Consider the following 25,473-nt stretch of genomic DNA (forward strand, 5'->3'; position numbering starts at 1 on the left):
CCGGATTTCTCCTCGTCAAAGCAGGCGCTTCAGTCTACGACGCGGCTCTAAATCAAAGAGATAGAGCATGATGTCGTCCGAAAACCGTTTCACACTTTTCGGCATCATGCTCTAGGGAGGAATCGGGATCGGCATGACGCAGCCCGTGGCGCAGAATTCCACAATCAGGAACGTGCTCCTGGCCGGCATCCTTTTGATGCTGGCCGGCGATTTCCTGTTTGCGCTGAACGATGCCATGGGCAAGTGGCTGGTCGCCAGCTTCTCCGTCGGCCAGGTGGTGCTGATCCGTTCCATCGGCGCGTTCTTCGTGCTTGGCCCGATGATCGCCCACCAGGGCACGGCCAAGCTGTTTCAGATGGAGCGCCTGGAGCTGCAGCTGCTGCGCGTGGTGATGACGACGCTCGACACGGCACTGTTCTATGCCGCCGTCGTCTACCTGCCGCTTGCCGACGTGATGAGCTTCTACATGGCCGGACCGATCTATGTTGCGGCACTCTCGCATTTGTTGCTTGGCGAGAAAGTCGGCTGGCGCCGCTGGATGGCGATCCTGCTCGGCTTCTGCGGCGTGCTGATCATGCTGAAACCGTCCTCGGCGGCGTTCTCGTTGTCATCGAGCTTCGCGCTCGCCGGCAGCATTGCCTTCGCCTTCGCCATCATCCTCAACCGGCGCCTGCGCGGCACCAGTGACACCAATCTGGTGACATGGCAGACCATCGGCACGATGGTGGTCGGCGGCGTGCTGACCATCGGCGCCTGGCAGACCCCGTCGGCGCTCGATTTCGGCGCCATGCTGCTGCTCGGTATCGTTTCATGCGGCGCGCATCTGATGATCACCAGGGCGCTCAAGCTGGCCCCGGCCTCGACGCTGGCGCCGCTGCACTACACGCTGCTCCTGTGGGCGGTGGTGTTCGGGCTGGTGTTCTTTGGTGACGTTCCCGGTCCGCGCATCCTGATTGGCTCAGGCATCGTCGTTCTCGCCGGCCTGTTCATCTTCCACCGCCAGAAAGTGGTCGACACCACGGTGCCGCCCGAAAACGTGCCAAAAGGCGTCAATTAGGGTCCAGATTTCCTGTGCCTAACCCAGGCGTATCGCCGCCAGGTGCCGTGAAAACTCCGGCGTCTCCATCAACGCCTTGCAGCGCACGAACCGCCCGTCGGCATAGGCGCGGAAATCGTCGACCGGATTGTTGTTGGCGAGCTGGATCAGCCCCCACAATGTCCACAACAGGTCGCACATCGCCTTGTAGATGACGATGCGGCCGCGCTCGGCCGCTCTCGCCTCGCCGCCGAAATAGGCGCGCATCATCTCTTCGTCCTGCGCCGTATCGAATTTTCCTTCCACGCTGAGGTCGCCGAGATCCCAGAGCGGATCGTTCATGCCCGAATATTCCCAGTCGACGATCCACATCCGCTCGCCTGTATCGAGAAAGTTCTCGCACAGCGGATCGCAGTGGCAGGCAGCGAGGGGCAAGGGATGGGCGGCCAGCGCCGAGCGCACGCTCCCGGCCTCGCGCACCACGTCGTGATAGCCGGTGGGCAGGGCGACGTCCTTGGTCGACAGCACCTTGAGATAGTCGTCGATCATCGCAAACAGTTCGAAGCGGAAGGGAAACACCGCGGTGGAATTGTGCAGTTTGCGGAAGGCCTCGCCGGCCCGCGCCGGACTGCCGGGCCGAACCTTGAATTTCTCCGGCGACATCGTCTCCGCGCCGGCGATGAAGCGCGTCACCATGACCCCGGTGGCGGGATCGACATGCAGCACCTCTGGACTGACCTCCGCCTTTGCCGCTTCGCGCGCCGCCACCGCCTCGTTGGCGCGGTTGATGTATTCCTCGGTGCCCTTGCCGGGAATGCGCAGGCAGAACTCGCCAGCCTTGAAGACCAGATTGGTGAGGCCGCCGAGCCGTTCGAGCGGCCCGGTGTAGCCGGCCAGCATGGGAATCGTGGCCAAGGAAATGTCGGCAAGTGCCGCACGCGCCTCGTCTGTCACCATGCCTGCGCCCCCACGCTGTTATTTGTCGCAGCGACGGTTCCACAATTTTCGTGGTTTGGCTATCATGCGATGCAAGACCGATTGGTGGACAGGACAAAAGTGGCGCACAGCAAACATCGAGGCCCGCTTGCAGCAGCCTACGCGGCGAAGCGGCCAGAGGACGTCGCGGCACTCTATGACCGCTGGTCGCAGACCTATGACGCCGACATGTCGGCCGCCGGCTATCGCCATCCGACGATCTGCCTTGCCTTGCTGGCCCGCCATCTGCCGCGCGGTGCCGCGCCGCTGCTCGATGCGGGAGCCGGCACGGGGCTTATCGGCGAATGGCTTGATATAACAGGCTATCCGTTGGTCGAGGCGCTCGACATATCTGAAGGCATGCTGGCCCAGGCCGCCCGCAAGGGGGTCTATTCGGCGCTGCATTGCCTGGCGCTCGGCGGCAAGCTGCCGTTTGCCGACGATGCCTATGCCGGCATCATTTCGGCCGGCGTCTTCACCTCCGGCCATGTCGGCGCCGAGGGGCTGGACGAGCTGATCCGCATCTGCCGGCCGGGTGGCATCATCGTGCTGACAGTCAAGAACACGTTGTGGGAAGCCGGCTTTGGCGCTCGCATCGCCGAACTCGAGGCGCAAGGCCTCGTCACCCGCGTCGAGGAAACGCGCCCTTACGTCTCCATGCCGGGCGAGGCCGACACCGTGCCAAGCCGCGGTCTCGCCCTGCGCGTCACCTGATCTACGCTTTGACCCCGATCTACACTTTGACCTTGGCGGCTGTCGGGTCGTACATAGGCTCGAGATGGATTTGGGCCGGCGTCCGCTCCATCGCCACGACCAGTTCATAGTCGCCCGAGGCGAGAAAATCGTCGCTCACCCCGTCGGCGTTGCGCACGTAGCCATAGCCGATGTTCCGGCTCACCGTGTAGCCATAGCCGCCGCTGGTGAGATAGCCGACCGGCTCGCCATTGCGCAGGATGGTCTCGCGGCCGAGCAGCACGATTTCCGGGTCAACGACCGTGAAGCCGGCAAAGCGCTTCTTCAAGGCCGCGCCGCTGGTCTTCTCCAGCGCGCGCCGTCCGACGAAATCAGTGTTCTTGCGCAGCTTGACCGCCCAGCCCAAGCCGGCTTCCTGCGGCGTGTCGTTGGGCGTGATGTCGGAGCCCCAGGCGCGATAGCCCTTTTCCAGCCGCAGCGATTCCAGGGCGCGATAGCCGACCGGGCGGATGCCATGCCTCCCGCCGGCCGCCATCAGTGCATCGAAGACTTCGCCTGTCGCCGCGATCGGCACATGCAGTTCCCAGCCGAGTTCGCCGACATAGGTGACGCGCAGCGCCCGAATTGTGTGGCCGGCAATGGCAATCTCACGCACATGGCCGAACGGGAAACTGGTGTTCGACACGTCGGCTTCGGTCACGGCAGAAAGCACATCGCGCGCCCGAGGCCCCATCAGCGACAGCGTGCCGAATTCCTCGGTGACATCGACAAGCGTGGCATCGAGCCCTTCGCCGATATGGTCACCGATCCATGACAGATCATGCGTGCGGAACCCGGTGCCGGTGACAATGTAGAATTTCTCCTCGGCCAGCCGCGCCACGGTCAGGTCCGCCTCGATGCCGCCGCGCGTGTTGAGAAGTTGCGTGTAGGTCAGCCGGCCGACAGGCTTGCTGACGTCGTTGGCGCAGATCCAGTCCAGCGCCTTCAGCGCGTCGGGCCCGCTCAGTTCGTATTTGGCGAAGGAGGATTGATCGAAGATGCCGCCCTTCTCGCGCACGTGCCGGTGCTCGTCGCCGACCGCCGCAAACCAGTTCTGCCGACCCATCGAATAGACATCCTGCGGCTCGACGCCTTCGGGCGCGAACCAGTTCGGCCGTTCCCAGCCAAGCTTCGACCCGAACACGGCGCGCTGCTGTTTCAGCCTGTTGTAAAGGGGTGAGACGATGCGCGGCCGCCCGCTGGCGTACTCCTCATGCGGGAAGCCGATCGTATAGTGCTTGCCATAGGCTTCCAGCGTGCGGTCGCAGACCCATTGCCGGTCGCGGTGCAGGTTGGAAAAGCGCCTGATGTCGACAACCCACAAGTCGAGCGGCGCTTCGCCGTCGACCACCCATTGCGCCAGCACCCAGCCGGCGCCGCCACCCGAGGCGATGCCGAAGGCGTTGAATCCGGCGCCGACAAACATATTGGCGCATTCGGGCGCCGCGCCGAGAATGAAATTGCCGTCCGGCGTAAAACTCTCCGGCCCGTTGATCATCTGCTTGACGCCGACGGTTTCGAGCGCCGGCACGCGCGCCATCGCTTGGCGCATATGCTGTTCGAAATGGTCGTAGTCGTCGTCGAAGAGCCGGAACTCCCAATCGTCAGGCACATCTCCGGTCGTCCAGGCCTGCGGGTTAGGCTCGTAACCGCCCATCACCAGCCCGCCAACCTCCTCCTTGAAATAGGTGCGCCGGTCCGGGTCGCGGATGGTCGGCGCGTCGGTCGCCAGCCCATCGATCTTCTCGGTGATGATGTACTGGTGCTTCACCGGCTGCAGCGGCACGTTGATGCCGGCCATGGCGCCAACCTGCCGCGCCCATTGCCCGGCACAGTTGACCACCTTGTCGCAGGCAATGTCGCCCTTGCTGGTCTTCACCGTCGCGATGCGGCCATCCTTCATCTCGAAGCCGGTGACGCGCACATCCTCGAACAGTTTGGCGCCATGCATGCGCGCGCCTTTCGCCAGCGACTGCGTGATGTCCGAAGGGCTCGCCTGGCCGTCTGTCGGCAACCAGGAAGCGCCCACCAAATCGCCGGTTTCCAGGAGCGGCCACATCGCCTTGACCTCCGCCGGCGACAGCAGTTGCATGTCCATGCCGAAGCTTTTCGCCGTCGTCGCCAGCCTCTTGTACTCGGTCCAGCGGTCGGCATTGGTGGCCAGCCGCAGGCAGCCGGTCATCTTCCAGCCGGTGGCAAGGCCGGTTTCGGCCTCCAGTCCCTTGTAGAGGTCGACGGAGTATTTGAGCACGCGGGTGATCGAGGCCGACGAGCGCAATTGCCCGACAAGGCCCGCGGCATGCCAGGTCGAGCCCGATGTCAGCTTGCCCTGTTCGAGCAGCACCACGTCCGCCTTGTGGTCACGCGCCAGATGATAGGCCGTCGAACAGCCGATGATGCCGCCGCCAATGACGACGATTGCGGCCTGGCTGGGCAATGTCATGATTTCTGTATCCCGTACTTCGTTCTGTAGTTGTCGAGCGCGGCTTCGAGCCGCGTCAGGTTCTCCTCGGTGTAGGCGACGTAGTCGATGCCGGGCGCGTCGAGGTAGAGTTCGGACACCATGCTCCACATCGCCTCGCGCAGCAGCGAAGCGCATTGCATGGCCGCGTGCGAGCGGCGGATCGCCTGGTCCGGTTCCTTCATGAAATAGGCGGTCAGGAAGGCGAAGGATTCCTCGTCGCTCATGCCGGCATTCGAGGCTACGCCGGCAAGGTCGAACATCGCCGTGTTGAAACCGGCATACTCGAAGTCGATCAGCCATAGCCTGCTGCCGTCGTCAAGGATATTAGCCGGCAAAAGATCGTTGTGGCCAAAGACGATCGGCAGCAATTTCTGCGCGCGCTCCAGCTCGTCAGCTAGCGCCAGCAGGCGCGGCAATTCGCTGCGCTTGCGGCTGCCGCCTTCTTCAAGGGTCCGCGCATAGTCGCGAATGACATGGAACACCCAGAACATGAAGCCGGCGCCGGAGACGTGATTGGGCATCTCCCGGTGGAAACCGCGCATCAGGGCTGCGACACGACCAAGATTGGCGCGCACGTCCTGTGCAAGATAGGTTTTCGCACCAAGGTATTCCGTCACCAGGATGCCCGGTTCGGCATGGAGGACGGCTGGCGCGAAACCGGCGGCATGTGCCGCACGCGCGGTCATCACCTCACGCTCGCGAAAGACGTGATGGAACGGATAGTCCCTGCCGAAGCGCACGACGTGCTTTCCGGCGGCGTCCTTGACCACATAATTGGCGTTGCTGAGACCGCCCGGCAACGGCGCAATCTCGATGTTGCCGGTCCAGCAGGGCAGGGCACGGATGCGGTCTTCTGCAATCACGGGATCATCCCTGGTTTGCTGAGCGTCGACTTTGCGGAGCGTCGGCAAGGGCGCCATGGACAGCCCAACGACAGCGAGGAGAAACAAAAAAATCTCGTCGGTGCGAGACGCCAGGATCGGTATCCCGCACCGCACCGACGAGCCCCTTGGCCAGGTTTTTGACCCCGGCATCCGCCCCCGCGGATCTGAAAATTCCTTGCGCCAGACACGTTCAAAACTGCCTGGTCAATGAGTTGCGGCTCTGCCATCACCCTCCCGTTGCAGCTCCGAACTCGTGTTTGATAACTCAATTTCACGCCAAGGTTGCCTGCCTGTCAACAAAAAGTTGTGACTTTTTTCGGGTATTTTGCCCGAAAGCGCGGGTAGTTCCTTTAAAACCGCTCGAATTAGCTTAGAATCGGGCAAAGGGCTAAGTCCGGGAAACCCAAATGGTCCATTCAAAACGACACGGCGAGATCCTGCGGCTGCTGCAGGAAGAGGGGACCGTCACCATCGCCAGCCTGGCCGACCGGCTGGGCGTTTCACTCGAGACCGTGCGCCGTGACGTCAAGCCACTCACCGGTGACGGCTCCGTCCTCAAGATGCATGGCGCCATCGGCCTGCCGTCGATGATCGGCGAAGCGCCATTCGAACGGCGCATGCGCGAGAATGCAGATGCCAAGCGGATCATTGCCCGCATGGTGGCCGCCACCATCCGCGACGGTGAATCGATCATGCTCGACACCGGCACGACAACCTCGTTCCTGGCCCGTGAGCTGCTCGGCCACCGGCGGCTGACCGTCGTCACCAACTCGTCGGACATCGCCCGCACGCTGGCCACCGTCAACGGCAACAAGGTCTACATGGCCGGCGGCGAATTGCGTAGCGATTCAGGCGCTGCCTTCGGGGCCTCGGCCATCGACTTCGTCAGCCGTTTCTCGGTCAGCCATGCCATCATCTCCACCGGCGCCGTCGATGCAGTGATGGGCGTCATGGACTACGATCTGGAAGAGGCCGAGTTCGCCCGCATGGTGCTGTCGCGCGGCCAGCGTTCGCTCGTCGTCACCGATCACACCAAGTTCGGCCGCCTGGGCCTGGTCCAGGTTTGCGGCCTCGACGGGTTTTCCGAACTCGCCACTGACCGGTCGCCGTCGCGCGACATTGCCGCCGCCCTCTCGCAAGCCGGCGCGCGGCTCAGCATCGCCGGCGACGCAGCCGGATTCTAGAGTCCGCAAGAGCCTGGCGAACACCAGCAATTGGTGGATGCATACGGATCTCAAACGCGCCGGTGCGCGCGGTGGCCGCCTGCGGACATGCCTATGCCGGCAGACCGCGAAAAGTCATCCTGAAGCAGGCGCCGCTCGGTCTGCCGTCGAGGATATCGATCCGCCCGCCATGCAATTGCACGATTTCCTGCACCAGGTTGAGGCCAAGCCCGGCGCCATGATCCTGCGGGCGCAGCCGGTAGAAGGGCTCGAAGATGCGCTCCCGCTCGCCGGGTGCTGCCGGCGGCGTATCAGGCTGAGCCCGCAGCACCAGTCACCAGTCACGGGATAAGCTCTGCCGTCGGCTTTCCTTCCCTTGCGCGCCGGTGTTTAGTCCGGCCATGGCCTTCACCATCCGCCAGTTGCAGTTCTTCATCGCCGTTGCCGAGCAAGGCACGGTGTCGGGTGCCGCGCAGAACCTCTCGATCTCGCAATCCTCGGTCACCGAAGCGATCAAGGAACTCGAAAGCGATCTCGGGGTCGAACTGTTCGAACGCCATCCGCGCGGCCTGAACATCACCCACAAGGGCCACCAGTTCCTGCGCCATGCAACAAAGATCCTTGCCGACGTTTCGGATGCACGCCGCTCTTTCTCCGGCGAACAGGCAGCAGCAGGCGGCCGGCTGCAGCTCGGCGTCACCTCGATGGTCGCCGGCTACGTGCTGTCGGATCTTCTTGCCCGCTACCGCCGCGCCTATCCCGGCGTCGAGGTCTCGGCCATCGAGGATAATGGCGACTATCTCGAACACCTCTTGATCGGCGGCAAACTCGACATCGCCGTCATGGTCACCTCCAACCTGCGCGACCGCACGGCACTGCAGTCGGAAATCCTCGAGGTCTCGGCCTATCGCCTCTGGCTGCCGCTCGGCCACCCGCTCGCCGGTGCCGACATCATCAGCATTGGCGACATCGCCTTCGAGCCGCTGATCATGCTGACCGTCGACGAGATCGAAGAGAACACGGGCAAGCTGCTGACGGCGATCGGCGCCAAGCCGCATGTCGCCTTCCGTACCCGTTCGGTGGAAGCCGTGCGCAGTCTCGTTGCCACCGGCGCCGGCGTGGCGCTGCTGCCCGACCTCGTCTACCGGCCCTGGTCGCTGGAAGGCGACCGCATCGAATCGCGCGATATTTCCGGCTCCTTGCCTGTGGTCCAGGTCGGCATGGTGTGGCGCCGCGGGTCCGGTCTGCCGCAGGCGGCGCGCGATTTTATAGGCCTCGCCCAGTCGCAGCGCACGGTCCGCCGCTAGTGGCCTACTCCAGCCTGACGTCTCCAGTCTCGCGCTTGCGCCTTGTGACGGAAACCGCCTCCGCCTTGAACGACCCGATCGGAGCAACCTCGAAGCGTCCAGCACCGGCAAGCCTGACGGCGCGTCGGAACGTCGGACACTCCATCGGCCGGGCGGCCGGACATCGGGCGGCGTGACGCAAAGCCTCTCGGATCGCGGTCAGGCGCTGGATGGTATGGTCCAGTTCGTTCGCCTTGGCGTCCAGGCGCTCCCGATCCATTTTCGGCAGGCCGTCGGGCCTCAGCATCGCGGAAATCTCGTCCAGTGCGAATCCACCGGCGCGTCCAAGCGTGATCAAAGCGAGCCGTTCCAGGACGGCCGGGTCGAACAAGCGGCGCAGGCCGCGACGGCCGATTGAGGCGATGAGGCCTTTCTCCTCATAATAGCGAAGTGTCGAGGCGGGCACGCCGGTGCGGCGCGACACTTCGGCAATGTCCATATCTTTCATGCTTGACCTCAAGCCGGCTTGAACTCGTAGAGTGCTCGCGACGATCAGTGAGAGCAACAGAAAAGCGAGGTCCGTTATGCCGCAATCCGCGCAGCCAAACACACGGCAAGCCGCGCTCTGGAACGACGCCAGCGGAAAGGCCTGGGTTGAGATGCAACCGATCCTCGACCAGGTAATGGCGCCGTTCGAACGGCTCGTAGTCGATGCCGGCTATCCCGGGGAAGGGGGCAATGTCCTGGACATCGGCTGCGGCGCCGGCGCCACGACTCTGGCGATGGCGCGCCGCGTGGGCAACGACGGAAATTGTGTTGGGCTCGACATCTCGCAGCCGCTTGTCGCCTTGGCAACGAAACGCAAGGGGGCAGAAGAGGTAGCAAACGCAAGTTTTGAAGTGGGCGATGCCCAGACGTATGCGTTCGAAGTCGGGAACTTCGACGCTGTTGTCTCGCGTTTTGGTGTCATGTTCTTCGATGATCCCGTGGCCGCGTTCGCCAACATAAGACAGGCCGCAAGCCGCGGTAGCAAACTCGCCTTTGTTGCCTGGCGCAGTCCGGCCGAGAATGATTTCATGACGACCGCCGCGCGAGCGGCTGCGCCTTTCCTGCCGCCCGCACCCGCGCCGGACCCCGATGCGCCGGGGCAGTTTGCCTTTGCCAACGCCGCCAAGGTGAAGCGTATTCTTGAAGCGAGCGGCTGGTCGTCAATCGAAGTCGAACAGGTGGATGTCCCGTGTCGGATCGCCGAAGATGATCTGATAACGTTTGTCACCCGATTAGGGCCGGTCGGCGCCGCGTTACGTGAGGTTGACCGGGCAACGGCCGAAAAAATCACTGCGGTGTTGCCTGCTGCGTTCGCGCCTTTCGTGGAGGATGGTGAGGCTCGCTTCAAAGCCGCCTGCTGGCTGGTGACGGCGCTGGCTTGAAGGGGCATCGATCTATCGGAAAAACCGATATCGCCTTTCTGATAAATGAATTTGCGAAACCGGAATTTTCAAAGCACTTTCGGTCCAGGGACCAAAGTCGCCACCAGAGCGACATCAAGTCCAACGCACGAACTGACAGTTTTTCAGTCCGCGCGTGACCCCTAGCGAAGACCGAAACCGGCTTTCGGGGTCAGGCGCCAAAATGGGAGATCGATGATGAATTCATTCCTGAAGTCATGCACTGCTTTGACGGTCGCGCTGACCTTCTCCGGTCAGGCCGTTGCCCAGGTCAAGGAAATTGGCAAGGGCGAAGGTCAGGTCAACATCGTTGCCTGGCCGGGCTACATCGAACGCGGCGAAACCGACAAGGGTTATGACTGGGTGACCTCCTTCGAGAAGGAAACCGGCTGCAAGGTCAACGTCAAGACCGCCAACACCTCCGACGAGATGGTCTCGCTGATGAACGAGGGCGGCTTCGACCTCGTCACCGCATCGGGCGATGCATCGCTGCGCCTCGTTGCCGGCAAGCGCGTGCAGCCGATCAACACCGATCTCATTCCGAGCTGGAAGACTGTCGACGAACGACTGAAGGACGCTCCTTGGTTCACCGTCGGTGGCGTGCACTATGGCGTTCCCTACCAGTGGGGTCCGAACGTCCTGATGTACAACACCGAGGTGTTCAAGGAAGCTCCCAAGAGCTGGAACATCGTCTTCGAGGAAATGAAGCTGCCGGACGGCAAGTCCAACAAAGGCCGCGTCCAGGCCTATGACGGGCCGATCCATATCGCCGACGCCGCCAACTATCTGATGTTCCACAAGCCGGAACTCGGCATCAAGGATCCCTACGAGCTGAACGAGGACCAGTACAAGGCGGCGCTCGAACTGCTGCGCGTCCAGCGCACGCTGGTCGGCCGCTACTGGCATGACGCCGCTATCCAGGTCGACGATTTCCAGAACGAAGGCGTCGTTGCTTCCGGCTCATGGCCGTATCAGGTCAATGCGCTGGTCGCCGCCAAGAAACCTGTCGCGTCGACCGTGCCGGAAGAAGGCGTCACCGGCTGGGCCGACACCACCATGATGGAGGCCGACTCGGCTAACCCCAACTGCGCCTACATGTGGTTGGAACATTCGCTGTCGCCGAAAGTGCAGGGCGATGTCTCGGCCTGGTTCGGTTCGCTGCCGGTCGTGCCCGCCGCCTGCAAGGGCAACGAGCTGTTGACCGACGAAGGCTGCAAGACCAACGGCTACGACAATTTCGACAAGATCAAGTTCTGGAAGACTCCGGTGTCGAAATGCGCCACCGAGAACGACCAGTGCGTGCCCTATTACCGCTGGGTGTCGGACTATATCGGCGTCATCGGCGGGAGGTGATTTCGCCTCTTTGCTGAGCTCGGCGCTGCCCCTCACCCTTACCCTCTCCCCGTGAAGAACGGGGAGAGGGGGTCGCCAGCGTAGGAGCGCTTTCTTCTCCCCGTCACTATACGGGGAGAAGGTGCCGGCAGGCGGATGAGGGGCAGCGCAGCCGCTTGATTTTGATGAGCCTGACAGATCAGGACAACCCATGACCACCGCCGTTTCCTTTCAGAAAGCCTCGCGCCATTTCGGCAGCGTTCGCGCCGTCGATGCGGTCGATCTCGATATCGCGCCGGGCGAGTTCTTCGCCATGCTCGGGCCGTCCGGTTCCGGCAAGACAACGTGCCTGCGCCTCATCGCCGGCTTCGAGCAGCCGACCTCGGGCTCAATCTCGATCTTCGGCGAACGCGCCGAGGGCGTGCCGCCCTATCGACGCAACGTCAACACCGTGTTCCAGGACTACGCGCTGTTCCCGCATCTGAGCGTGCTCGACAATGTTGCCTATGGCCTCATGGTCAAGGGCATCGGCAAGGCGGAACGGCACAAGGCGGCTGAAGAGGCGCTGTCGCTGGTGCGGCTGCCCGGCTATGGCGCCCGCCGCCCCGGCCAGCTTTCCGGCGGCCAGCGCCAGCGCGTCGCGCTCGCCCGTGCGCTGGTCAACCAGCCCAAGGTGCTGCTGCTCGACGAGCCGCTCGGCGCCCTCGACCTCAAGCTGCGCGAGAACATGCAGGAGGAGCTGAAGTCGCTGCAGAAAGTGCTCGGCATCACCTTCGTCTTCGTCACTCACGACCAGGGCGAGGCGCTGTCGATGGCCGACCGCGTCGCCGTCTTCAATGATGGCAAGATCATGCAGATCGGCACGCCGGAGGATATCTACCAGCGGCCGAAGACCCGCTTCGTCGCCGATTTCGTCGGTTCCTCCAACGTGCTGCCGCCGGATTTCGTCCAGCGCTATTGCGGCCAGCATCGCTGGGGCAGCCTGCGGCCTGAATCCATTCGCGTCGGCCGCACTGCAAGTGGCGAAGGCGTTTCCGCTCGCCTTGTCTCGACCAACTATCTCGGCGCCACGACAAAACTCGCGCTCGATGCCGACGGATTGAAGCTGCATGCGATCGTGCCGGCCGGCAACCCGCTGCCCGTGGAAGGCGAGGCGGTCGTGCTCACCTTCAACCGCGAGCACCTGCACCTGATGGACGAGCCGGTATGAGCCTCGACGCCGCCATCCCGCGCGCCACGGCGCCCGCCATCCTGCCGGGCAGCGGTGGCTTGCGCGGCGCGCTATCGGATCTTTTCTGGCGCAGACCCAAGGTTCTGCTGCTCCTCATGCTGCTGCCGCCGGTTCTGTGGCTCGGCATCGTCTATATAGGCTCGCTGTTCGCGCTGCTGGCGCAGAGCTTTTTCTCCATCGACGAGTTTTCCGGCCTCATCAACCGCCAGTTCACTCTGAAGACGTATGGCGACCTGTTCCAGGCGGCCAATCTCGACATCATCCTGCGCACGGTGACGATGGCGGCGCTGGTCACGCTGGCCTCGGCGATCATCGCCTTTCCGATCGCCTACTACGCGGCGCGCTATGCCCGTGGCCGCTGGAAGGCGCTGTTCTATCTCGGCATCATGCTGCCGCTATGGTCGAGCTATCTGGTCAAGATCTACGCTTGGAAGCTAATTCTCGCCAAGGAAGGCATCCTCACCTGGCTGTTCGGCAAGCTGCATCTGCAATGGCTGATTGACGCCTGGCTGTCGCTGCCGGTCGTCGGCGGCAATTCCCTGTCGGTGTCGTTCACCGGCACCTTCATCGTCTTCGTCTATGTCTGGCTGCCATTCATGATCCTGCCGGTGCAGGCGGCGCTCGAGCGCGTGCCGGGCAATCTGGTCGAGGCTTCGTCGGATTTGGGGGCTTCGCCGGGACAGACCTTTCGCAATGTGCTGTTCCCACTGGCGCTGCCGGGCATCGTCGCCGGATCGATCTTCACCTTCTCGCTGACGCTCGGCGATTACATCATCCCGCAGATCATCGGCACCTCGCGCCTGTTCATCGGCCAGGCGGTCTATTCCCAGCAAGGCACCGCCGGCAACATCCCGCTCGCCGCCGCCTTCACCGTCGTGCCGATCGTCATCATGGGCTTCTACCTCTGGGGCGCCAAGCGCATGGGGGCCTTCGATGCGCTCTGATGGTTCTCAGTCGGCTCCGCTCAGCCTGAAGATCGCGGCCGCCAGCGGGCTGCTGTTCCTGCATCTGCCGATTCTGCTGATCTTCGTCTATGCCTTCACGACGGAGGAGAAGAGTTTTGTCTGGCCGCCGCCCGGTCTGACCACGCAGTGGTTCGCCGTCACCTGGAACAGGCCCGATGTCTGGCAGGCACTGTCGCTGTCGGTCAGGGTTGCCGCGATCTCGACCGCGATCGCGCTGGTCCTCGGCACGCTGTGTTCGGCGGCAGTGTCACGGACCAAGTTCTTCGGCCGCGAAACCATCTCGCTGCTGGTCATCCTGCCGATCGCGCTGCCCGGCATCATCACCGGCATCGCGCTGCGCTCGGCCTTTTCGCTGGCCGACATTCCATTCTCGTTCTGGACGATCGTGCTCGGCCACGCCACCTTCTGCGTCGTCGTCGTCTACAACAATGCCGTCGCCCGTTTCCGCCGCACCTCGGGTTCGATGATCGAGGCGTCGATGGATCTCGGCGCCGACGGTTTCCAGACCTTCCGCCATGTTGTGCTGCCCAACATCGCCACCGCGCTGCTGGCCGGTGGCATGCTGGCCTTCGCTCTGTCCTTCGATGAGGTCATCGTCACCACCTTCACCGCCGGCCAGCAGCAGACACTGCCGATCTGGATGCTGGAAGAGCTGATCCGACCGCGCCAGCGCCCGGTCACCAATGTCGTCGCGATGGTCGTCGTGCTGGTGACGCTGCTGCCGATCCTCGCCGCCTATTACCTGACGCGCGATGGCGACCAGATCGCTGGTTCGGGCAAGTAAATCCACGAATTCGTAAGGGAGAGACGTCCATGGACACCCAGATGCTGATCGGCTCGAAATTCGAGAAGGGCACCGAAACCGAGGAGCCGATCCTCAATCCAAAGACCGGGGCGACCATCCTCAACCTGCCCGAAGCCAGCCCCGCCCAGATCGAGGCGGCGGTCACGGCCGCCGAACAAGCGTTCGTCTCGTGGTCACGAACCACGCCGGCGCAGCGCTCCGGCTATCTCCTGAAGATCGCAGACCGTATCGAGGCCGAGGCACAAGGGTTCGCGACGCTCGAGGCGCTCAACTGCGGCAAGCCGATCAACGCCGTGCTGAATGACGAGATCCCGGCGATCGTCGATTGCTACCGCTTCTTTGCCGGCGCCGTTCGCTCGATGCCAGGCGTGGTCGCCGGCGAATATTTGCCCGGCCATACCTCGATGGTGCGCCGCGACGCCATCGGCATCGTCGCGTCGATCGCACCGTGGAATTATCCGCTCATGATGATGGCCTGGAAGCTGGCGCCGGCGATCGCCGGCGGCAACACCGTGGTCTTCAAGCCGTCGGAGCAGACGCCACTGACGGCACTGAAGCTGGCAAGAATCCTTGCCGAAATCTTGCCGGAAGGCGTCGTCAATGTCGTGCTCGGCCGCGGCGAGAGCGTCGGCAACACGCTGATCAATCACCCTAAGGTCAACATGATCTCGATCACCGGCGATGTCGCCACCGGCAAGAAGGTGCTGCAGGCGGCCGCCAAATCGGTCAAGCGCACGCACCTCGAACTCGGCGGCAAGGCGCCGGTGATCGTCTTCGATGACGCCGACCTCGGCGCGGTGGTCAACGGCCTGCGCGCCTTCGGCTATTACAATGCCGGCCAGGATTGCACCGCCGCCTGCCGAATCTATGCCGGCAAGAAGATCTACGACAAGCTCGTCGCCGATCTTTCCTCGGCCGTCTCGACCATCAAGTACAATCGCCCCGACGACACCGAAAACGAGATCGGCCCGCTGATCTCGCGCCGCCAGCGCGACCGCGTGTCGAGCTTCGTCGAGCGCGCCTCGGAACTGAAACACATCGAGATCACCACCGGCGGCAAGCCGGGTGAGGGGTCGGGCTTCTACTACCAGCCGACCGTCGTTGCCGGCGCGCTGCAGGAAGATGAGATCGTTCGCCGAGAAGTGTTCGGCCCGGTCGTGTCGGTCACTCGTTTTTCCGAGGTCGACGAGGCGGTGAACTGGGCCAATGACAGTGACTATGGCCTGGCGTCATCGGTATGGACCAAGGATGTCTCGCGCGCCATGGCGACGGCTGCCCGCCTGCAATATGGCTGCACCTGGATCAACACCCACTTTATGCTGACCAACGAGATGCCGCATGGCGGGTTGAAGCAATCCGGCTACGGCAAGGACATGTCGCTCTATGCGCTGGAAGACTACACCGCCGTGCGTCATGTGATGGTGGCTCACGGCTAGCGCGCTGAAGGAAGCCATCAACAACGGAGGAAAGAACCATGCATCGCCGCAAATTTCTGACATCCGCAGCTGTCGCCGCCGCGCTCTTTGTCGCGGCGCCGTCCTTTGCCGCCGACACCGCGCAATCGGTGGTCGAAGCCTATGTCGCCGCCTGGAACGCCCATGACGCGGCCAAGGCGGCCGGCTACTTCGCCGACGACGTCACCTACTACGACGCTTCTGTCGGCAAACCGGTCAAGGGCAAGGAAGCCGCCAAGACCGGCGTCATCGACAATTTCCTGAAAGCAGTCCCCGACGCGGTGTGGACGATGAAGGGCGCGCCTGTCGTAGAGGGCGACCGCGTCTCGTTCGAATGGGAATTTGCCGGCACCAATACCGGCGCCTGGGCCGACGGCACTGCCGCCACAGGCAAGAAGTTCTCCTTCACCGGGGCCTCGATGTTCTCGATCAAGGACGGCAAGATCGCCACCCAGAGCGACTATTACGATGCGCTCGGCTTCTACAAGCAGCTTGGCTTGATGTAGTCGCCGCCTGCCCTTCTCCCTGTTGCCGGGGAGAAGGGCGTCGGCCACTACTCCACGATGCGATAGATATTCCACAGGCTGGTGCCCGACACGACATAGGGCTCCAACTCCTTGCCCCATTTGGCGTGGGCGTCGATCTTGCCGATCTTGGCGAAGAACGCCTCCAACTGGGCCAGGCTTTCGACCTTGTGGTGGGATTCGATCGTCGCCTCCCGCGCGCCGATCGATCCGGTCATGATCTGGAATTCCAGGTCGGCGAGGCCGACCTGCGAGCCGATCTCGCGTTCCCATTTCTTCATCAGTTCGAGCACGGTCTGCTTGTGCCCGAACTTGGCGTCGATCTGCCATCTGGCGCTGAACATGGACGCCTCACTCGTCCCAGGCCTGCACGACAGTCTGCCTTGCGATCCGCCCGTTCTTCATCTCCAGCATGGCTGCCGCGAACACTTTCGTGCCGTCCGGATAGGTGCAGGCCTGGGTGAAGGCGAGGCTGTCGCCATCGGCGATCGTGGTATCGACCTTGTGGGTCATCGCCCGGCTGCAGATGTCGTCCCAGAACGTGCTGATCGCCGCGCGCCCGCGGATTTCGCGCGGCTTGCTCGGCGGATTGTTGCGGTCGATTACCCKCACCAGCGCATCGTCCGAATAGAAGCTCGACAGCATCTTTCCATCACGGCCTTCGATCGCCTTCTTGATCGCCGCGCCGTCTACGCTCTGTGTCTTGGTCAGCATTTTCTTGTCCTCCATATGCCCGTCTTCGCGATCGGGCGGTCGATGATCATGATGCTGCCGGGCGCTTATCGCCGGGCAGGGATTTCCTCACTGCGACTTGGCTTTGACGGCCGCGAACACGGCGTCGGTCTGCTTCTTGAAGGTCGCGAGATCGACCTGGCTGCCGTTGAGCATCGTCGACCAGTGGCGCACGATCGCGGCCATCGCTACCGCCTCCTTGATCTCCTCGTCGCTGGCGCCGTTGAGCTTGGCCGCCTCCGTATGGAAATAGATGCAGTATTGGCATGGGATCTGCGCGGCGACGGCGAGCCCCAACAGTTCCTTGGTCTTGCCGTCGAGTGCGGTCTTCGGATTGAGCTGCACGCCCTTGATCTCGGCCCAGGCGCCGGCCACGGCCACATCCGGCAAGGTCTTGAACATGTCCGGCACCGAGCCGAGCGTCGCCTGGATGTCCTTGTAGGCGGCTGTCGCAGACGCATCCTCGGCCTTTGCGGGAGCTATAGCGAACAACGCTCCAACACCTGCCGCAATCACCAGCGATCCGAGTGTCCGGTTTGACTTCAGCATTTGATCCTCCCTTGGCAGGCCTTTCCCGGCGCCATCCGCCTGGCCCGCATGGAGAGAATTGATAGCGCCTGCAGGCCACGCGCCGCTTCGCCCGAAAGCGCCATGGCTCCTATGGCCCGTCCGGGCCAGTGTGCCTGGCGGAAAATGCCGCTGCCGCGGCCCGCGACGGCAGGTCCAGCTTGAGCAGTATATTGGCGACGTGGCGCTTGACCGTGTGCTCGCTCAGCCCGAGCTCGGCGGCAATCGCGGCATTGCTCTTGCCATCGGCAATCAGGCTCACAACTTCGCTCTCGCGCGCCGTCAGCGAAGCCGGCTCCGTCGACCTGGCCTTGGGGCGGCAGGCCGGTTCCAGATGCTGTTCGGACATCGCCAGCACGAGCGCCAGCGGCTCGTCCAGTTCATCGATGCTGATGCGACCGGCATCGGCGAAATGGAGCCCTGAGCCGGCCGCCAGCTCCGCGACCAGCCGCGATGCCAGGATGTCGCCGCGCCCGGCATGAGCAGCGAGTTGCATCGTCACGCGAGCTGTCAGCCCTTCCGGCGATCCGCGCAACTCGACCTCGCCGACATGCGCCCCCTGCGCGCTCGCTATGCCGATGTCCTGCGCTGCGTCGCGCAATGCCGCTGCGCCTCGCAAGGCACGCCCCGGTCCGTCGAAACGTGAAATCATCACTTCGCCATGCGTTTCCATGCAGCGCCCGCCATGGCGTCCGACAAGGGTTCGCCATGTTTCCTGGGAGCGCTGGCTGCGTTCGCTCCACATGCGGTCGCCGAGCCGCGCCGTGTCATGGATGCGTGTCACCAAAAGCGCCGCCAGCACGCGCTCCGCTTCCGCCACGGCGCGCTGGCCGGTCAGGAATTCCTCGATCAGGTCAGCCACCCGATCGACATCGCCGGTCCAGATCGGATGGTCGCGCCCGGGGATTTCCGCCAGCCGCGCATTCGGGATGGTCTTGGCCAGGAAGCGGCTGGCGTCGGGATCGACCCGCACATCGTTGCGGCGATGGATCAGCAGCGTTGGCGCGCGGATTGCCGCCAGCGCGCCGCGCACGTCGATCCCTGCGTTCATGCGCGCCAGCGCGCCCGCTGCGGTCGGGCTTGCCGACAACCGCTCGAAGCGGGCCCACCATTGGGTGAAATGGGGGTCGTCGACCCGGCCCGGCGCGAAGCTGGGCAAGGTGGCACCCGTGCCCCATGACGTTTCAGCCGTCTCGATGAAGGCCTCGAGGCGTTCCGGCGGCATCACCCATTTGTGGAAATGCGAATAGCCGCCATAGAGCGCCAGCGCCCGCGTCCTCTCCGGATAGGTGGCGGCGAACAGCATCGCCATTGGCGCGCCTTCCGAGGCGCCAAGCAGTGCGGCCCGGCCGCTGCCGGTCGCGTCCATCACGGCACGCACATCGTCCATGCGCGTTTCGAGGCTGGGCAGGTGGTGCGCGTCGACGCGGTCGGACAGTCCCGTGCCGCGCTTGTCGAACAGGATCAGCCGCGAGAATGCCGAAAGCCGCTTCAGCAGCCGGCTGTAGCCTTCGTCTTCCCAGTGCAGGTCGAGATTGGAAATGAAGCCGGGCACGAAGACGAGATCGAACGATCCCTGCCCGACCACCTGATAGGCGATCCGCACATCGCCGCTACGGGCATATCGGGTCTCGATCGGCCTCACGAGGTTCCGCCCCGGCCTGACGATTTCTGGTCGTCAAACCATAGCAGAACAGCCTGATCGCGGCAGTTCAAACTTTAGCGATGGAAAGTATAGGCGCGGCCTCGGCGCTATTTTTGCGAAGCGGTAACGTCGGCCGGGGAGGCCTCGAGCCCGAGTCGGAGGTCGGCCTCAGCCGGCGTGATCGGTCGCCTGATCTTGGCCGAGGCGGCGACCACCAACTCGTTGAAATTCTCGGTGCCGCCGTCCAGCAAATCGAACAACTGCCGCCGCATCCTCGGCTCCCAGAACTTGTTGATATGCTCGGCGATGCCGGCAATGCCTTCCTCGCGCGGCTTGGAATGGAAAAAATCGGCGATCTGGTTTGCCATGCGCACCAGCTTCTCGCTGGTGCTCATGATGTGTTCTTCGTCATGCGACATGCTTGGCAACTCCGCAAACCACCCGGTCGGGGTGGGTGAAAATATCGAAATCATCGCCGCGAACCAGCGCAACCAGTGTCATCCCGGCGGCCTCCGCAGTGCGGATGGCGAGCGCGGTCGGCGCCGAAACGGCGATGATGATTGCGGCGCCGATAGCCGCCGTCTTCTGCACCATTTCGACCGAAACGCGCGACGTCACCACCACAGCGCCCGTTGAGCCGTCGATGCCGGCTTTCGCCAACGCACCTGCGAGTTTGTCGAGCGCATTGTGGCGGCCGACATCCTCACGCGCCATGACGATGCCCTTGTCCGGCATATAGAAGCCGGCGGCGTGCACGGCTCCGGTCTCCGTGTGCAGCGGCTGCACTTTCGACAAAAGCTTGACCGAGCGGACGATATCGTCGGCATCAAATGTAAGCGTCGACGAACCGACCGCGTCGACCGAACGCATCGCTTCCTCGATCGATTCGATGCCGCACAGGCCACAACCAACCGGACCGGCCAGTCGTCTGCGCCGCGCTTCGAAACGCGTATTAGCGCTGTCCTTCAACCGGATCTGGATATCGATGCCGGCGCCATGATCCTCGACCTCGATGGCTTCGATCTCGTCAGGCTTGGCGATGATGCCTTCGGTCAGCGAGAAGCCAAGCGCGAAATCCTCGAAATCGGCCGGGCTTGCCATCATCACCGCATGGGTGGTGCCGGCAAACGAGAACGCCACCGGCGTCTCTTCCGGCACCATCCGGTTGGCAGCCGTCGTCCCGCTCGCGCGACGCGCCAGCCGCGAGACCTGCGTCGTGGCTTTGCGGCGCTCGCTCAAGACTACTCCGCCGCTTGCAGCGAGGCGATGCGCCGGCTCTGCTTGGCCTGTTCGTCATAGTCGCGCTGCCATTCCGACGGGCCGTTGGAGGCGCCGACCTGCACCGCCGTCACCTTGTATTCCGGGCAGTTGGTCGCCCAGTCGGAGAAGTCGGTGGTGATGACGTTGGCCTGCGTGTCCGGATGATGGAAGGTCGTGTAGACCACGCCGGGCGACACCCGGTCGGTGATCAGCGCGCGCAACGTCGTCTCGCCTGAGCGGCTTGTCAGCCGGACCCAGTCGCCGTCGCGCAGTCCGCGATTCTCCGCATCGTGCGGGTGGATCTCCAGCCGGTCCTCGCTGTGCCACATGATGTTGTCGGTGCGCCTGGTCTGCGCGCCGACATTGTACTGCGACAGGATGCGGCCGGTGGTCAGCAGCAGCGGGAAGCGCGGGCCGGTCCTTTCGTCCGTTGCCACATATTCGGTGCGGATGAACTTGCCCTTGCCGCGCACGAAACCATCGATATGCATGATCGGGGTGCCGAGCGGTGCCTTCTCGTTGCAGGGCCATTGCACGGATCCGACACGGTCGAGCAACTCGAAGGAGACGCCGGCGAAGCTCGGCGTCGTCTGGGCGATCTCGTCCATGATCTCGGAGGGATGCCGGTAGTTCCAATCCAGCCCGATCGCCCGGGCAAGCTCCTGCGTCGCCTCCCAATCGGCGTAGCGCGCCTTCGGCTCCAGAACCTTGCGCACCATGTTGATGCGACGCTCGGCATTGGTGAAGGTGCCGTCCTTCTCGAGGAAGGTCGAGCCCGGCAGGAAGACATGCGCGTAGTTCGCCGTCTCGTTGAGGAAGAGGTCATGCACGACGACACATTCCATGGCAGCCAGACCGGCGGCGACATGCTTGGTGTCGGGATCGGACTGCAGAATGTCTTCGCCCTGGATGTAGATGCCTTTGAAGCTGCCGTCGACGGCGGCGTCCAGCATGTTGGGGATGCGCAGGCCGGGTTCGTCGTCCAGCTTCACGCCCCACAGGCTTTCATAGATGTCGCGCACGGCTTCGCCGGAGATGTGACGGTAGCCCGGCAGTTCGTGCGGGAACGAGCCCATGTCGCAGGAGCCCTGCACATTGTTCTGGCCACGCAGCGGGTTCACGCCGACGCCCGGCCGGCCGATATTGCCGGTGGCCATGGCGAGGTTGGCGATCGCCATCACCGTGGTTGAGCCCTGGCTGTGTTCCGTCACCCCGAGGCCGTAATAGATCGCACCGTTGCCCCCGGTAGCATAGAGACGCGCCGCGCCACGGATTAGCTCCGGATCGACGCCGGACAGTTTGCCAACGGTTTCAGGGCTGTTTTCCGGCAAGGCGACGAACGATGCCCAATCCTGGAACTCCGCCCAGTCGCAACGTTCGCGAATGAAGGCCTCGTTGAAAAGACCCTCGGTGACGATCACATGCGCCAGCGCCGTCAGCACCGCCACATTGGTGCCGGGCTTCAGCGGCAGGTGATAATCCGCTTCAACATGTGTCGACTTGACCATCTCGGTGCGACGGGGATCGAGCACGATCAGCTTGGCGCCCTGACGCAGCCGCTTCTTCAGCCGCGAGGCGAACACCGGGTGGGCCGAAACGGGATTGGCACCGATTATGACGGCAACGTCTGTGTAGTCGACGGAGTCGAAATCCTGCGTGCCGGCCGAGGTGCCATAGGTCTGGCCGAGCCCGTAGCCCGTCGGCGAGTGGCAGACGCGCGCGCAGGTGTCGACATTGTTGTTGCGGAAGCCCTGCCGCACCATCTTCTGGACGAGGTAGGTTTCCTCGTTGGTGCAGCGCGACGAGGTGATGCCGCCAATCGCGGTGCGGCCGTACTGATACTGGATACGGCGGAATTCTTTGGCCGTGTGGGAAATAGCCTCTTCCCAGGTCACCTCGCGCCAGGGGTCGGTGATCTTTTCGCGGATCATCGGCGACAAGATGCGGTCCTTGTGGGTGGCGTAGCCATAAGCGAACCGGCCCTTCACACAGGAATGACCGTGGTTCGCCTTGCCCTCCTTGTAGGGCATCATGCGGATGACCTCGTCATCCTTCACTTCGGCCTTGAACGAGCAGCCAACGCCGCAATAGGCGCAGGTGGTGACGGCCGAGCGCTCCGGCAGGCCTTTGGCAAGGACTGTTTTTTCGCGCAGCGCATCGGTCGGACAGGCCTGCACGCAGGCGCCGCAGGACACGCATTCCGAATCGATGAACGCCTCGTGCATTCCCGCCGAAACCCTCGATTCGAAACCACGTCCTTCGATGGTCAGCGCGAAGGTGCCCTGCACCTCTTCGCAGGCCCTCACGCAGCGCGAGCAGACGATGCATTGCGTGGGATCATAGGTGAAATACGGGTTGGATTCGTCGCGTGCGATGTAATCGACCGTCAGCGAGCCATGGCCGGGTGCCACGCCGTTTTCCTGCTTGACGTGGTTGCGGCCCTCGATGCCGTAGCGGTTCTCGGTCAAGCCGATCGACTTCGCCACCATGTCGAACTCGCTGGCTCCGGTTCCGGCCGTCTCGTTCCAGCCGGTCGGATGGTCGGAGACGTAAAGCTCCATGACGCCGCGGCGAATGGCGTCAAGCCGCCCGGACTGCGTATGCACCACCATGCCTTCGCCGACAGGTGTCGTGCAGGACGCTGGCGTGCCGCCGCGCCCTTCGATCTCGACGAGGCAGACACGACATGAACCGAAAGAGTCCAGCATGTCGGTGGCGCAAAGCTTCGGGATCTCGACCCCGCCTTCCATCGCGGCACGCATGATCGAGGTGCCTTCCGGAACGGTGATGCTGCGGCCGTCGACGCTCAGCGTGACCTGCTTCTGCGCCTTCGATTGCGGGGTTCCGTAGTCGATCTCTTCGACGAGTGATGGGAAGTCGGCCTTGATGTTCATCTGCCAGCTCCTATTCAGCAGCCACGCGCACGGGCGCCGGCTTGAAGTCGTCGGGGAAATGCGTGATCGAGCTCATGACCGGGTAAGGCGTGAAGCCGCCCAGCGCACAGAGCGAGCCGAACTTCATCGTGTTGCAGAGGTCGGTGACCAGAGCGAGGTTCTTCTCCGGCTCGATGCCCGCGGCGAGCTTGTCGATGGTCTCGACACCGCGCGTCGAGCCGATGCGGCAGGGAGTGCACTTGCCGCAACTTTCGATGGCGCAGAACTCCATGGCGAAGCGTGCCTGTTTCAGCATGTCGGCAGTGTCGTCGAACACCACGATGCCGGCATGGCCGATCAGCCCGTCCTTGGCCGCGAAGGCTTCATAATCGAACGGCGTGTCGAACAGCGCGCGCGGGAAATAGGCGCCGAGCGGTCCGCCGACCTGCACCGCCTTGACCGGGCGTCCCGTCGTCGTGCCGCCGCCGATGTCGTCGACGATCTCGCCCAGCGTCATGCCGAAGGCCGCTTCGAACAGGCCGCCATACCTGATGTTGCCGGCGATCTGGATCGGGATCGTGCCGCGCGAGCGGCCCATGCCGAAATCCTTGTAGAAGGCCGCACCCTTGTCCATGATGACGGGCACCGAGGCCAGCGAGATAACGTTGTTGATCACCGTCGGCTTGCCGAACAGCCCCTTATGCGCCGGCAGCGGCGGCTTTGCGCGGACCATGCCGCGCTTGCCTTCGAGTGAGTCAAGCAGCGCCGTCTCCTCGCCGCAGACATAGGCGCCTGCGCCGACCCTGATCTCCATGTCGAACGCATAGGGCGAACCCAGCACATTGGCACCAAGCACGCCGGCCTTGCGGGCAACCTCGACGGCTTTGTTCATCATCGCCACCGCATGCGGATATTCCGAGCGGACATAGACAAAGCCTTTGGTCGCACCCGTGGCGATTCCGGCGATCGTCATGCCTTCGATCAGCACGAAGGGGTCACCCTCCATGATCATGCGGTCCGCGAAGGTACCGGAGTCGCCTTCGTCGGCGTTGCAGACGATGTATTTACGGTCGCCCACGGTATCGAGCACCGTCTTCCACTTGATGCCGGTCGGGAAGCCCGCGCCGCCGCGCCCGCGCAGTCCGGATTCGGTGACTTGGGCGACAATGGCGGCGGGCGTCAATGCCAACGCGTTCGTCAGCCCATTCAAGCCGCCATGCTTCTTGTAGGATTCGAGCGACAGCGGATCGATGACGCCGCAACGCGCGAAGGTCAGCCGCGTCTGCTTGGCCAGGAAGGGGATTTTGTCCGGCGCGCCCAGCCAGCGCTTGTGAGGGCCGCCGGTGAGGAAGCCGCTGTCGAACAGGCTTTTGACGTCGGATGGCTTGACCGGGCCATAGGCGACGCGGCCGTTGGCGGTCGCAACTTCGACCATCGGTTCGAGGAAATAAGCGCCGCGCGAGCCGTTGCGCACGATCTTGGCTTCGATGCCGCGCTCCGCCAGTTCACTTGCGATCGCCTTGGCGACCTTTTCGGCGCCCAGCGCCAGTGCACCGGAATCGGCGGGAATGTAGATACGCGGGATCATGAGCGCACCTCGGCAACGATCTCGTCGAGCTTTTCGTCATCGAGCCGCCCGATCACTTCGCCATCGAGCATGGCGGCGGGCGAACAGGCGCACAGGCCGAGACAATAGACCGGCTCCAGCGTCACCGAACCGTCGCGGGTCGTCTCGTGGAAGCCTATGCCCAGCAACTGCTTCAGTTTGGCGGCGATGGCGTCGGAACCCATCGACTGGCAGGATTCTGCTTGGCAGACCTTCAGCACATGCCGGCCGGCCGGATGGCTGCGGTAATCGTGATAGAAGGTGACAACGCCGTGCACCTCGGCCCTGGAGATGTTCAGCGCCTCGGCGATGACTGGCAGCGCATCCTGCGGCACATGGCCGAACTCTTCCTGGATGCCGTGCAGGATCGGCAGCAGCGGGCCTTCGAGGCCTTTCAGTTCCTGGATGATCGCGGTCGTGCGCGATGTGATCTCGGTACTTGCAGGCTGCATTGGCATGCAGCGCCCTCCCTGGTCGATAGCTTTTATCGC

Annotated in this window: 24 protein-coding genes and 1 pseudogene; 11 read left to right on the plus strand and 14 right to left on the minus strand. The window is 63.5% G+C overall.

Annotated elements, in window-relative coordinates; translation table 11 throughout:
- Positions 1–133: 133 nt before the first annotated feature.
- Positions 134–1,057 carry a DMT family transporter gene (locus tag AC1DZP_RS20330; protein ID WP_477304910.1) on the plus strand — a complete coding sequence of 308 codons (924 nt, stop codon included), beginning with the start codon at positions 134–136 and terminating at the stop codon, positions 1,055–1,057.
- A gap of 18 nt (positions 1,058–1,075) precedes the next feature.
- Here AC1DZP_RS20330 and AC1DZP_RS20335 read toward each other — a convergent pair whose 3' ends face one another.
- Entirely contained in the window at positions 1,076–1,993 is a 918-nt protein-coding gene (locus AC1DZP_RS20335; protein WP_477304912.1) for a phosphotransferase, read from the minus strand.
- A gap of 69 nt (positions 1,994–2,062) precedes the next feature.
- Here AC1DZP_RS20335 and AC1DZP_RS20340 point away from each other — a divergent pair, with 69 nt between their 5' ends.
- Positions 2,063–2,725: a class I SAM-dependent DNA methyltransferase gene (locus AC1DZP_RS20340; RefSeq protein WP_457152732.1), complete on the plus strand. Its 663-nt coding sequence runs from the start codon at positions 2,063–2,065 to the stop codon at positions 2,723–2,725.
- Positions 2,726–2,744: 19 nt separating this feature from the next.
- Here AC1DZP_RS20340 and AC1DZP_RS20345 read toward each other — a convergent pair whose 3' ends face one another.
- Positions 2,745–5,186, minus strand: coding sequence for a GcvT family protein (locus tag AC1DZP_RS20345; RefSeq protein ID WP_477304914.1), 2,442 nt, complete (start codon positions 5,184–5,186; stop codon positions 2,745–2,747).
- Positions 5,183–6,070 carry a phosphotransferase gene (locus AC1DZP_RS20350; protein ID WP_477304916.1) on the minus strand — a complete coding sequence of 296 codons (888 nt, stop codon included), beginning with the start codon at positions 6,068–6,070 and terminating at the stop codon, positions 5,183–5,185. Before AC1DZP_RS20350 ends, AC1DZP_RS20345 begins: the two co-directional genes overlap by 4 nt.
- A gap of 428 nt (positions 6,071–6,498) precedes the next feature.
- Between AC1DZP_RS20350 and AC1DZP_RS20355 the strand changes: the two genes are divergently transcribed.
- Positions 6,499–7,275 carry a DeoR/GlpR family DNA-binding transcription regulator gene (locus AC1DZP_RS20355; RefSeq protein ID WP_095082659.1) on the plus strand — a complete coding sequence of 259 codons (777 nt, stop codon included), beginning with the start codon at positions 6,499–6,501 and terminating at the stop codon, positions 7,273–7,275.
- Between the two features lie 91 nt (positions 7,276–7,366).
- Here AC1DZP_RS20355 and AC1DZP_RS20360 read toward each other — a convergent pair.
- Positions 7,367–7,543 (minus strand): annotated as a pseudogene (locus tag AC1DZP_RS20360) (ATP-binding protein); the annotation flags it as partial.
- A 112-nt stretch (positions 7,544–7,655) separates the two neighbouring features.
- On the opposite strand from AC1DZP_RS20360, the gene AC1DZP_RS20365 reads away from it, so the two are divergent.
- Complete coding sequence (locus AC1DZP_RS20365) at positions 7,656–8,561, plus strand: LysR family transcriptional regulator (RefSeq protein ID WP_457154613.1); 906 nt, start codon at positions 7,656–7,658, stop codon at positions 8,559–8,561.
- Positions 8,562–8,565: 4 nt separating this feature from the next.
- On the opposite strand, the gene AC1DZP_RS20370 is transcribed toward AC1DZP_RS20365, so the two are convergent.
- On the minus strand, positions 8,566–9,048 hold the full coding sequence (locus tag AC1DZP_RS20370) for a helix-turn-helix domain-containing protein (RefSeq protein ID WP_477304918.1): 483 nt from the start codon (positions 9,046–9,048) through the stop codon (positions 8,566–8,568).
- Positions 9,049–9,124: 76 nt separating this feature from the next.
- On the opposite strand from AC1DZP_RS20370, the gene AC1DZP_RS20375 reads away from it, so the two are divergent.
- The 7 genes from AC1DZP_RS20375 (at position 9,125) to AC1DZP_RS20405 (ending at position 16,281) form a co-directional block, all read left to right on the plus strand.
- Entirely contained in the window at positions 9,125–9,970 is an 846-nt protein-coding gene (locus tag AC1DZP_RS20375) for a class I SAM-dependent methyltransferase (RefSeq protein ID WP_477304920.1), read from the plus strand.
- A 216-nt stretch (positions 9,971–10,186) separates the two neighbouring features.
- Entirely contained in the window at positions 10,187–11,341 is a 1,155-nt protein-coding gene (locus AC1DZP_RS20380) for an ABC transporter substrate-binding protein (protein ID WP_477304922.1), read from the plus strand.
- A 190-nt stretch (positions 11,342–11,531) separates the two neighbouring features.
- Entirely contained in the window at positions 11,532–12,530 is a 999-nt protein-coding gene (locus tag AC1DZP_RS20385; RefSeq protein ID WP_095082651.1) for an ABC transporter ATP-binding protein, read from the plus strand.
- Entirely contained in the window at positions 12,527–13,495 is a 969-nt protein-coding gene (locus AC1DZP_RS20390) for an ABC transporter permease (RefSeq protein ID WP_457154419.1), read from the plus strand. Before AC1DZP_RS20385 ends, AC1DZP_RS20390 begins: the two co-directional genes overlap by 4 nt.
- Positions 13,485–14,300, plus strand: a complete 816-nt coding sequence (locus AC1DZP_RS20395) for an ABC transporter permease (protein ID WP_477304924.1) — start codon at positions 13,485–13,487, stop codon at positions 14,298–14,300. The genes AC1DZP_RS20390 and AC1DZP_RS20395 overlap by 11 nt, the downstream gene beginning before the upstream one ends.
- A gap of 29 nt (positions 14,301–14,329) precedes the next feature.
- The gene (locus tag AC1DZP_RS20400; RefSeq protein ID WP_477304925.1) at positions 14,330–15,757 is read left to right on the plus strand and encodes a gamma-aminobutyraldehyde dehydrogenase; all 1,428 of its coding nucleotides are present in this window, start codon (positions 14,330–14,332) and stop codon (positions 15,755–15,757) included.
- 38 nt (positions 15,758–15,795) lie between these two features.
- Positions 15,796–16,281, plus strand: a complete 486-nt coding sequence (locus AC1DZP_RS20405) for an ester cyclase (protein WP_477304927.1) — start codon at positions 15,796–15,798, stop codon at positions 16,279–16,281.
- A 47-nt stretch (positions 16,282–16,328) separates the two neighbouring features.
- Here AC1DZP_RS20405 and AC1DZP_RS20410 read toward each other — a convergent pair whose 3' ends face one another.
- The 9 genes from AC1DZP_RS20410 to AC1DZP_RS20450 all read right to left on the minus strand — a co-directional run bounded on the left by AC1DZP_RS20410 (position 16,329) and on the right by AC1DZP_RS20450 (position 25,440).
- The gene (locus AC1DZP_RS20410) at positions 16,329–16,643 is read right to left on the minus strand and encodes a hypothetical protein (RefSeq protein WP_095082641.1); all 315 of its coding nucleotides are present in this window, start codon (positions 16,641–16,643) and stop codon (positions 16,329–16,331) included.
- A 7-nt stretch (positions 16,644–16,650) separates the two neighbouring features.
- Complete coding sequence (locus AC1DZP_RS20415; protein ID WP_477304929.1) at positions 16,651–17,013, minus strand: nuclear transport factor 2 family protein; 363 nt, start codon at positions 17,011–17,013, stop codon at positions 16,651–16,653.
- A gap of 87 nt (positions 17,014–17,100) precedes the next feature.
- Positions 17,101–17,580, minus strand: a complete 480-nt coding sequence (locus AC1DZP_RS20420; RefSeq protein WP_184877289.1) for a carboxymuconolactone decarboxylase family protein — start codon at positions 17,578–17,580, stop codon at positions 17,101–17,103.
- Between the two features lie 109 nt (positions 17,581–17,689).
- A complete protein-coding gene (locus tag AC1DZP_RS20425) occupies positions 17,690–19,243 on the minus strand; it encodes an alpha/beta fold hydrolase (protein ID WP_477304931.1) in 1,554 nt (517 codons plus the stop codon).
- 107 nt (positions 19,244–19,350) lie between these two features.
- On the minus strand, positions 19,351–19,662 hold the full coding sequence (locus AC1DZP_RS20430) for a formate dehydrogenase subunit delta (RefSeq protein WP_477304933.1): 312 nt from the start codon (positions 19,660–19,662) through the stop codon (positions 19,351–19,353).
- Positions 19,652–20,482, minus strand: a complete 831-nt coding sequence (fdhD, locus tag AC1DZP_RS20435) for a formate dehydrogenase accessory sulfurtransferase FdhD (protein WP_457151684.1) — start codon at positions 20,480–20,482, stop codon at positions 19,652–19,654. Before fdhD ends, AC1DZP_RS20430 begins: the two co-directional genes overlap by 11 nt.
- Positions 20,483–20,484: 2 nt before the next feature.
- Complete coding sequence (gene fdhF, locus AC1DZP_RS20440; RefSeq protein WP_477304935.1) at positions 20,485–23,397, minus strand: formate dehydrogenase subunit alpha; 2,913 nt, start codon at positions 23,395–23,397, stop codon at positions 20,485–20,487.
- A gap of 10 nt (positions 23,398–23,407) precedes the next feature.
- A complete protein-coding gene (locus AC1DZP_RS20445; RefSeq protein ID WP_457151686.1) occupies positions 23,408–24,964 on the minus strand; it encodes a formate dehydrogenase beta subunit in 1,557 nt (518 codons plus the stop codon).
- Positions 24,961–25,440: a formate dehydrogenase subunit gamma gene (locus AC1DZP_RS20450; protein ID WP_095082625.1), complete on the minus strand. Its 480-nt coding sequence runs from the start codon at positions 25,438–25,440 to the stop codon at positions 24,961–24,963. Before AC1DZP_RS20450 ends, AC1DZP_RS20445 begins: the two co-directional genes overlap by 4 nt.
- Between the last annotated feature and the right edge of the window lie 33 nt (positions 25,441–25,473).

This window comes from Mesorhizobium sp. P2_F8, assembly GCF_056403655.1.

What these genes read in the sequence shown, in the direction of transcription:
- AC1DZP_RS20330 (WP_477304910.1), top strand. Translation starts at nt 134, where the DNA reads ATGACGCAGCCCGTGGCGCAGAATTCCACAATCAGGAACGTGCTCCTG.
- AC1DZP_RS20335 (WP_477304912.1), bottom strand. Translation starts at nt 1,993, where the DNA reads ATGGTGACAGACGAGGCGCGTGCGGCACTTGCCGACATTTCCTTGGCC.
- AC1DZP_RS20340 (WP_457152732.1), top strand. Translation starts at nt 2,063, where the DNA reads ATGCAAGACCGATTGGTGGACAGGACAAAAGTGGCGCACAGCAAACAT.
- AC1DZP_RS20345 (WP_477304914.1), bottom strand. Translation starts at nt 5,186, where the DNA reads ATGACATTGCCCAGCCAGGCCGCAATCGTCGTCATTGGCGGCGGCATC.
- AC1DZP_RS20355 (WP_095082659.1), top strand. Translation starts at nt 6,499, where the DNA reads ATGGTCCATTCAAAACGACACGGCGAGATCCTGCGGCTGCTGCAGGAA.
- AC1DZP_RS20365 (WP_457154613.1), top strand. Translation starts at nt 7,656, where the DNA reads ATGGCCTTCACCATCCGCCAGTTGCAGTTCTTCATCGCCGTTGCCGAG.
- AC1DZP_RS20370 (WP_477304918.1), bottom strand. Translation starts at nt 9,048, where the DNA reads ATGAAAGATATGGACATTGCCGAAGTGTCGCGCCGCACCGGCGTGCCC.
- AC1DZP_RS20375 (WP_477304920.1), top strand. Translation starts at nt 9,125, where the DNA reads ATGCCGCAATCCGCGCAGCCAAACACACGGCAAGCCGCGCTCTGGAAC.
- AC1DZP_RS20380 (WP_477304922.1), top strand. Translation starts at nt 10,187, where the DNA reads ATGAATTCATTCCTGAAGTCATGCACTGCTTTGACGGTCGCGCTGACC.
- AC1DZP_RS20385 (WP_095082651.1), top strand. Translation starts at nt 11,532, where the DNA reads ATGACCACCGCCGTTTCCTTTCAGAAAGCCTCGCGCCATTTCGGCAGC.
- AC1DZP_RS20390 (WP_457154419.1), top strand. Translation starts at nt 12,527, where the DNA reads ATGAGCCTCGACGCCGCCATCCCGCGCGCCACGGCGCCCGCCATCCTG.
- AC1DZP_RS20395 (WP_477304924.1), top strand. Translation starts at nt 13,485, where the DNA reads ATGCGCTCTGATGGTTCTCAGTCGGCTCCGCTCAGCCTGAAGATCGCG.
- AC1DZP_RS20400 (WP_477304925.1), top strand. Translation starts at nt 14,330, where the DNA reads ATGGACACCCAGATGCTGATCGGCTCGAAATTCGAGAAGGGCACCGAA.
- AC1DZP_RS20405 (WP_477304927.1), top strand. Translation starts at nt 15,796, where the DNA reads ATGCATCGCCGCAAATTTCTGACATCCGCAGCTGTCGCCGCCGCGCTC.
- AC1DZP_RS20410 (WP_095082641.1), bottom strand. Translation starts at nt 16,643, where the DNA reads ATGTTCAGCGCCAGATGGCAGATCGACGCCAAGTTCGGGCACAAGCAG.
- AC1DZP_RS20420 (WP_184877289.1), bottom strand. Translation starts at nt 17,580, where the DNA reads ATGCTGAAGTCAAACCGGACACTCGGATCGCTGGTGATTGCGGCAGGT.
- AC1DZP_RS20430 (WP_477304933.1), bottom strand. Translation starts at nt 19,662, where the DNA reads ATGTCGCATGACGAAGAACACATCATGAGCACCAGCGAGAAGCTGGTG.
- fdhF (WP_477304935.1), bottom strand. Translation starts at nt 23,397, where the DNA reads ATGAACATCAAGGCCGACTTCCCATCACTCGTCGAAGAGATCGACTAC.
- AC1DZP_RS20445 (WP_457151686.1), bottom strand. Translation starts at nt 24,964, where the DNA reads ATGATCCCGCGTATCTACATTCCCGCCGATTCCGGTGCACTGGCGCTG.
- AC1DZP_RS20450 (WP_095082625.1), bottom strand. Translation starts at nt 25,440, where the DNA reads ATGCCAATGCAGCCTGCAAGTACCGAGATCACATCGCGCACGACCGCG.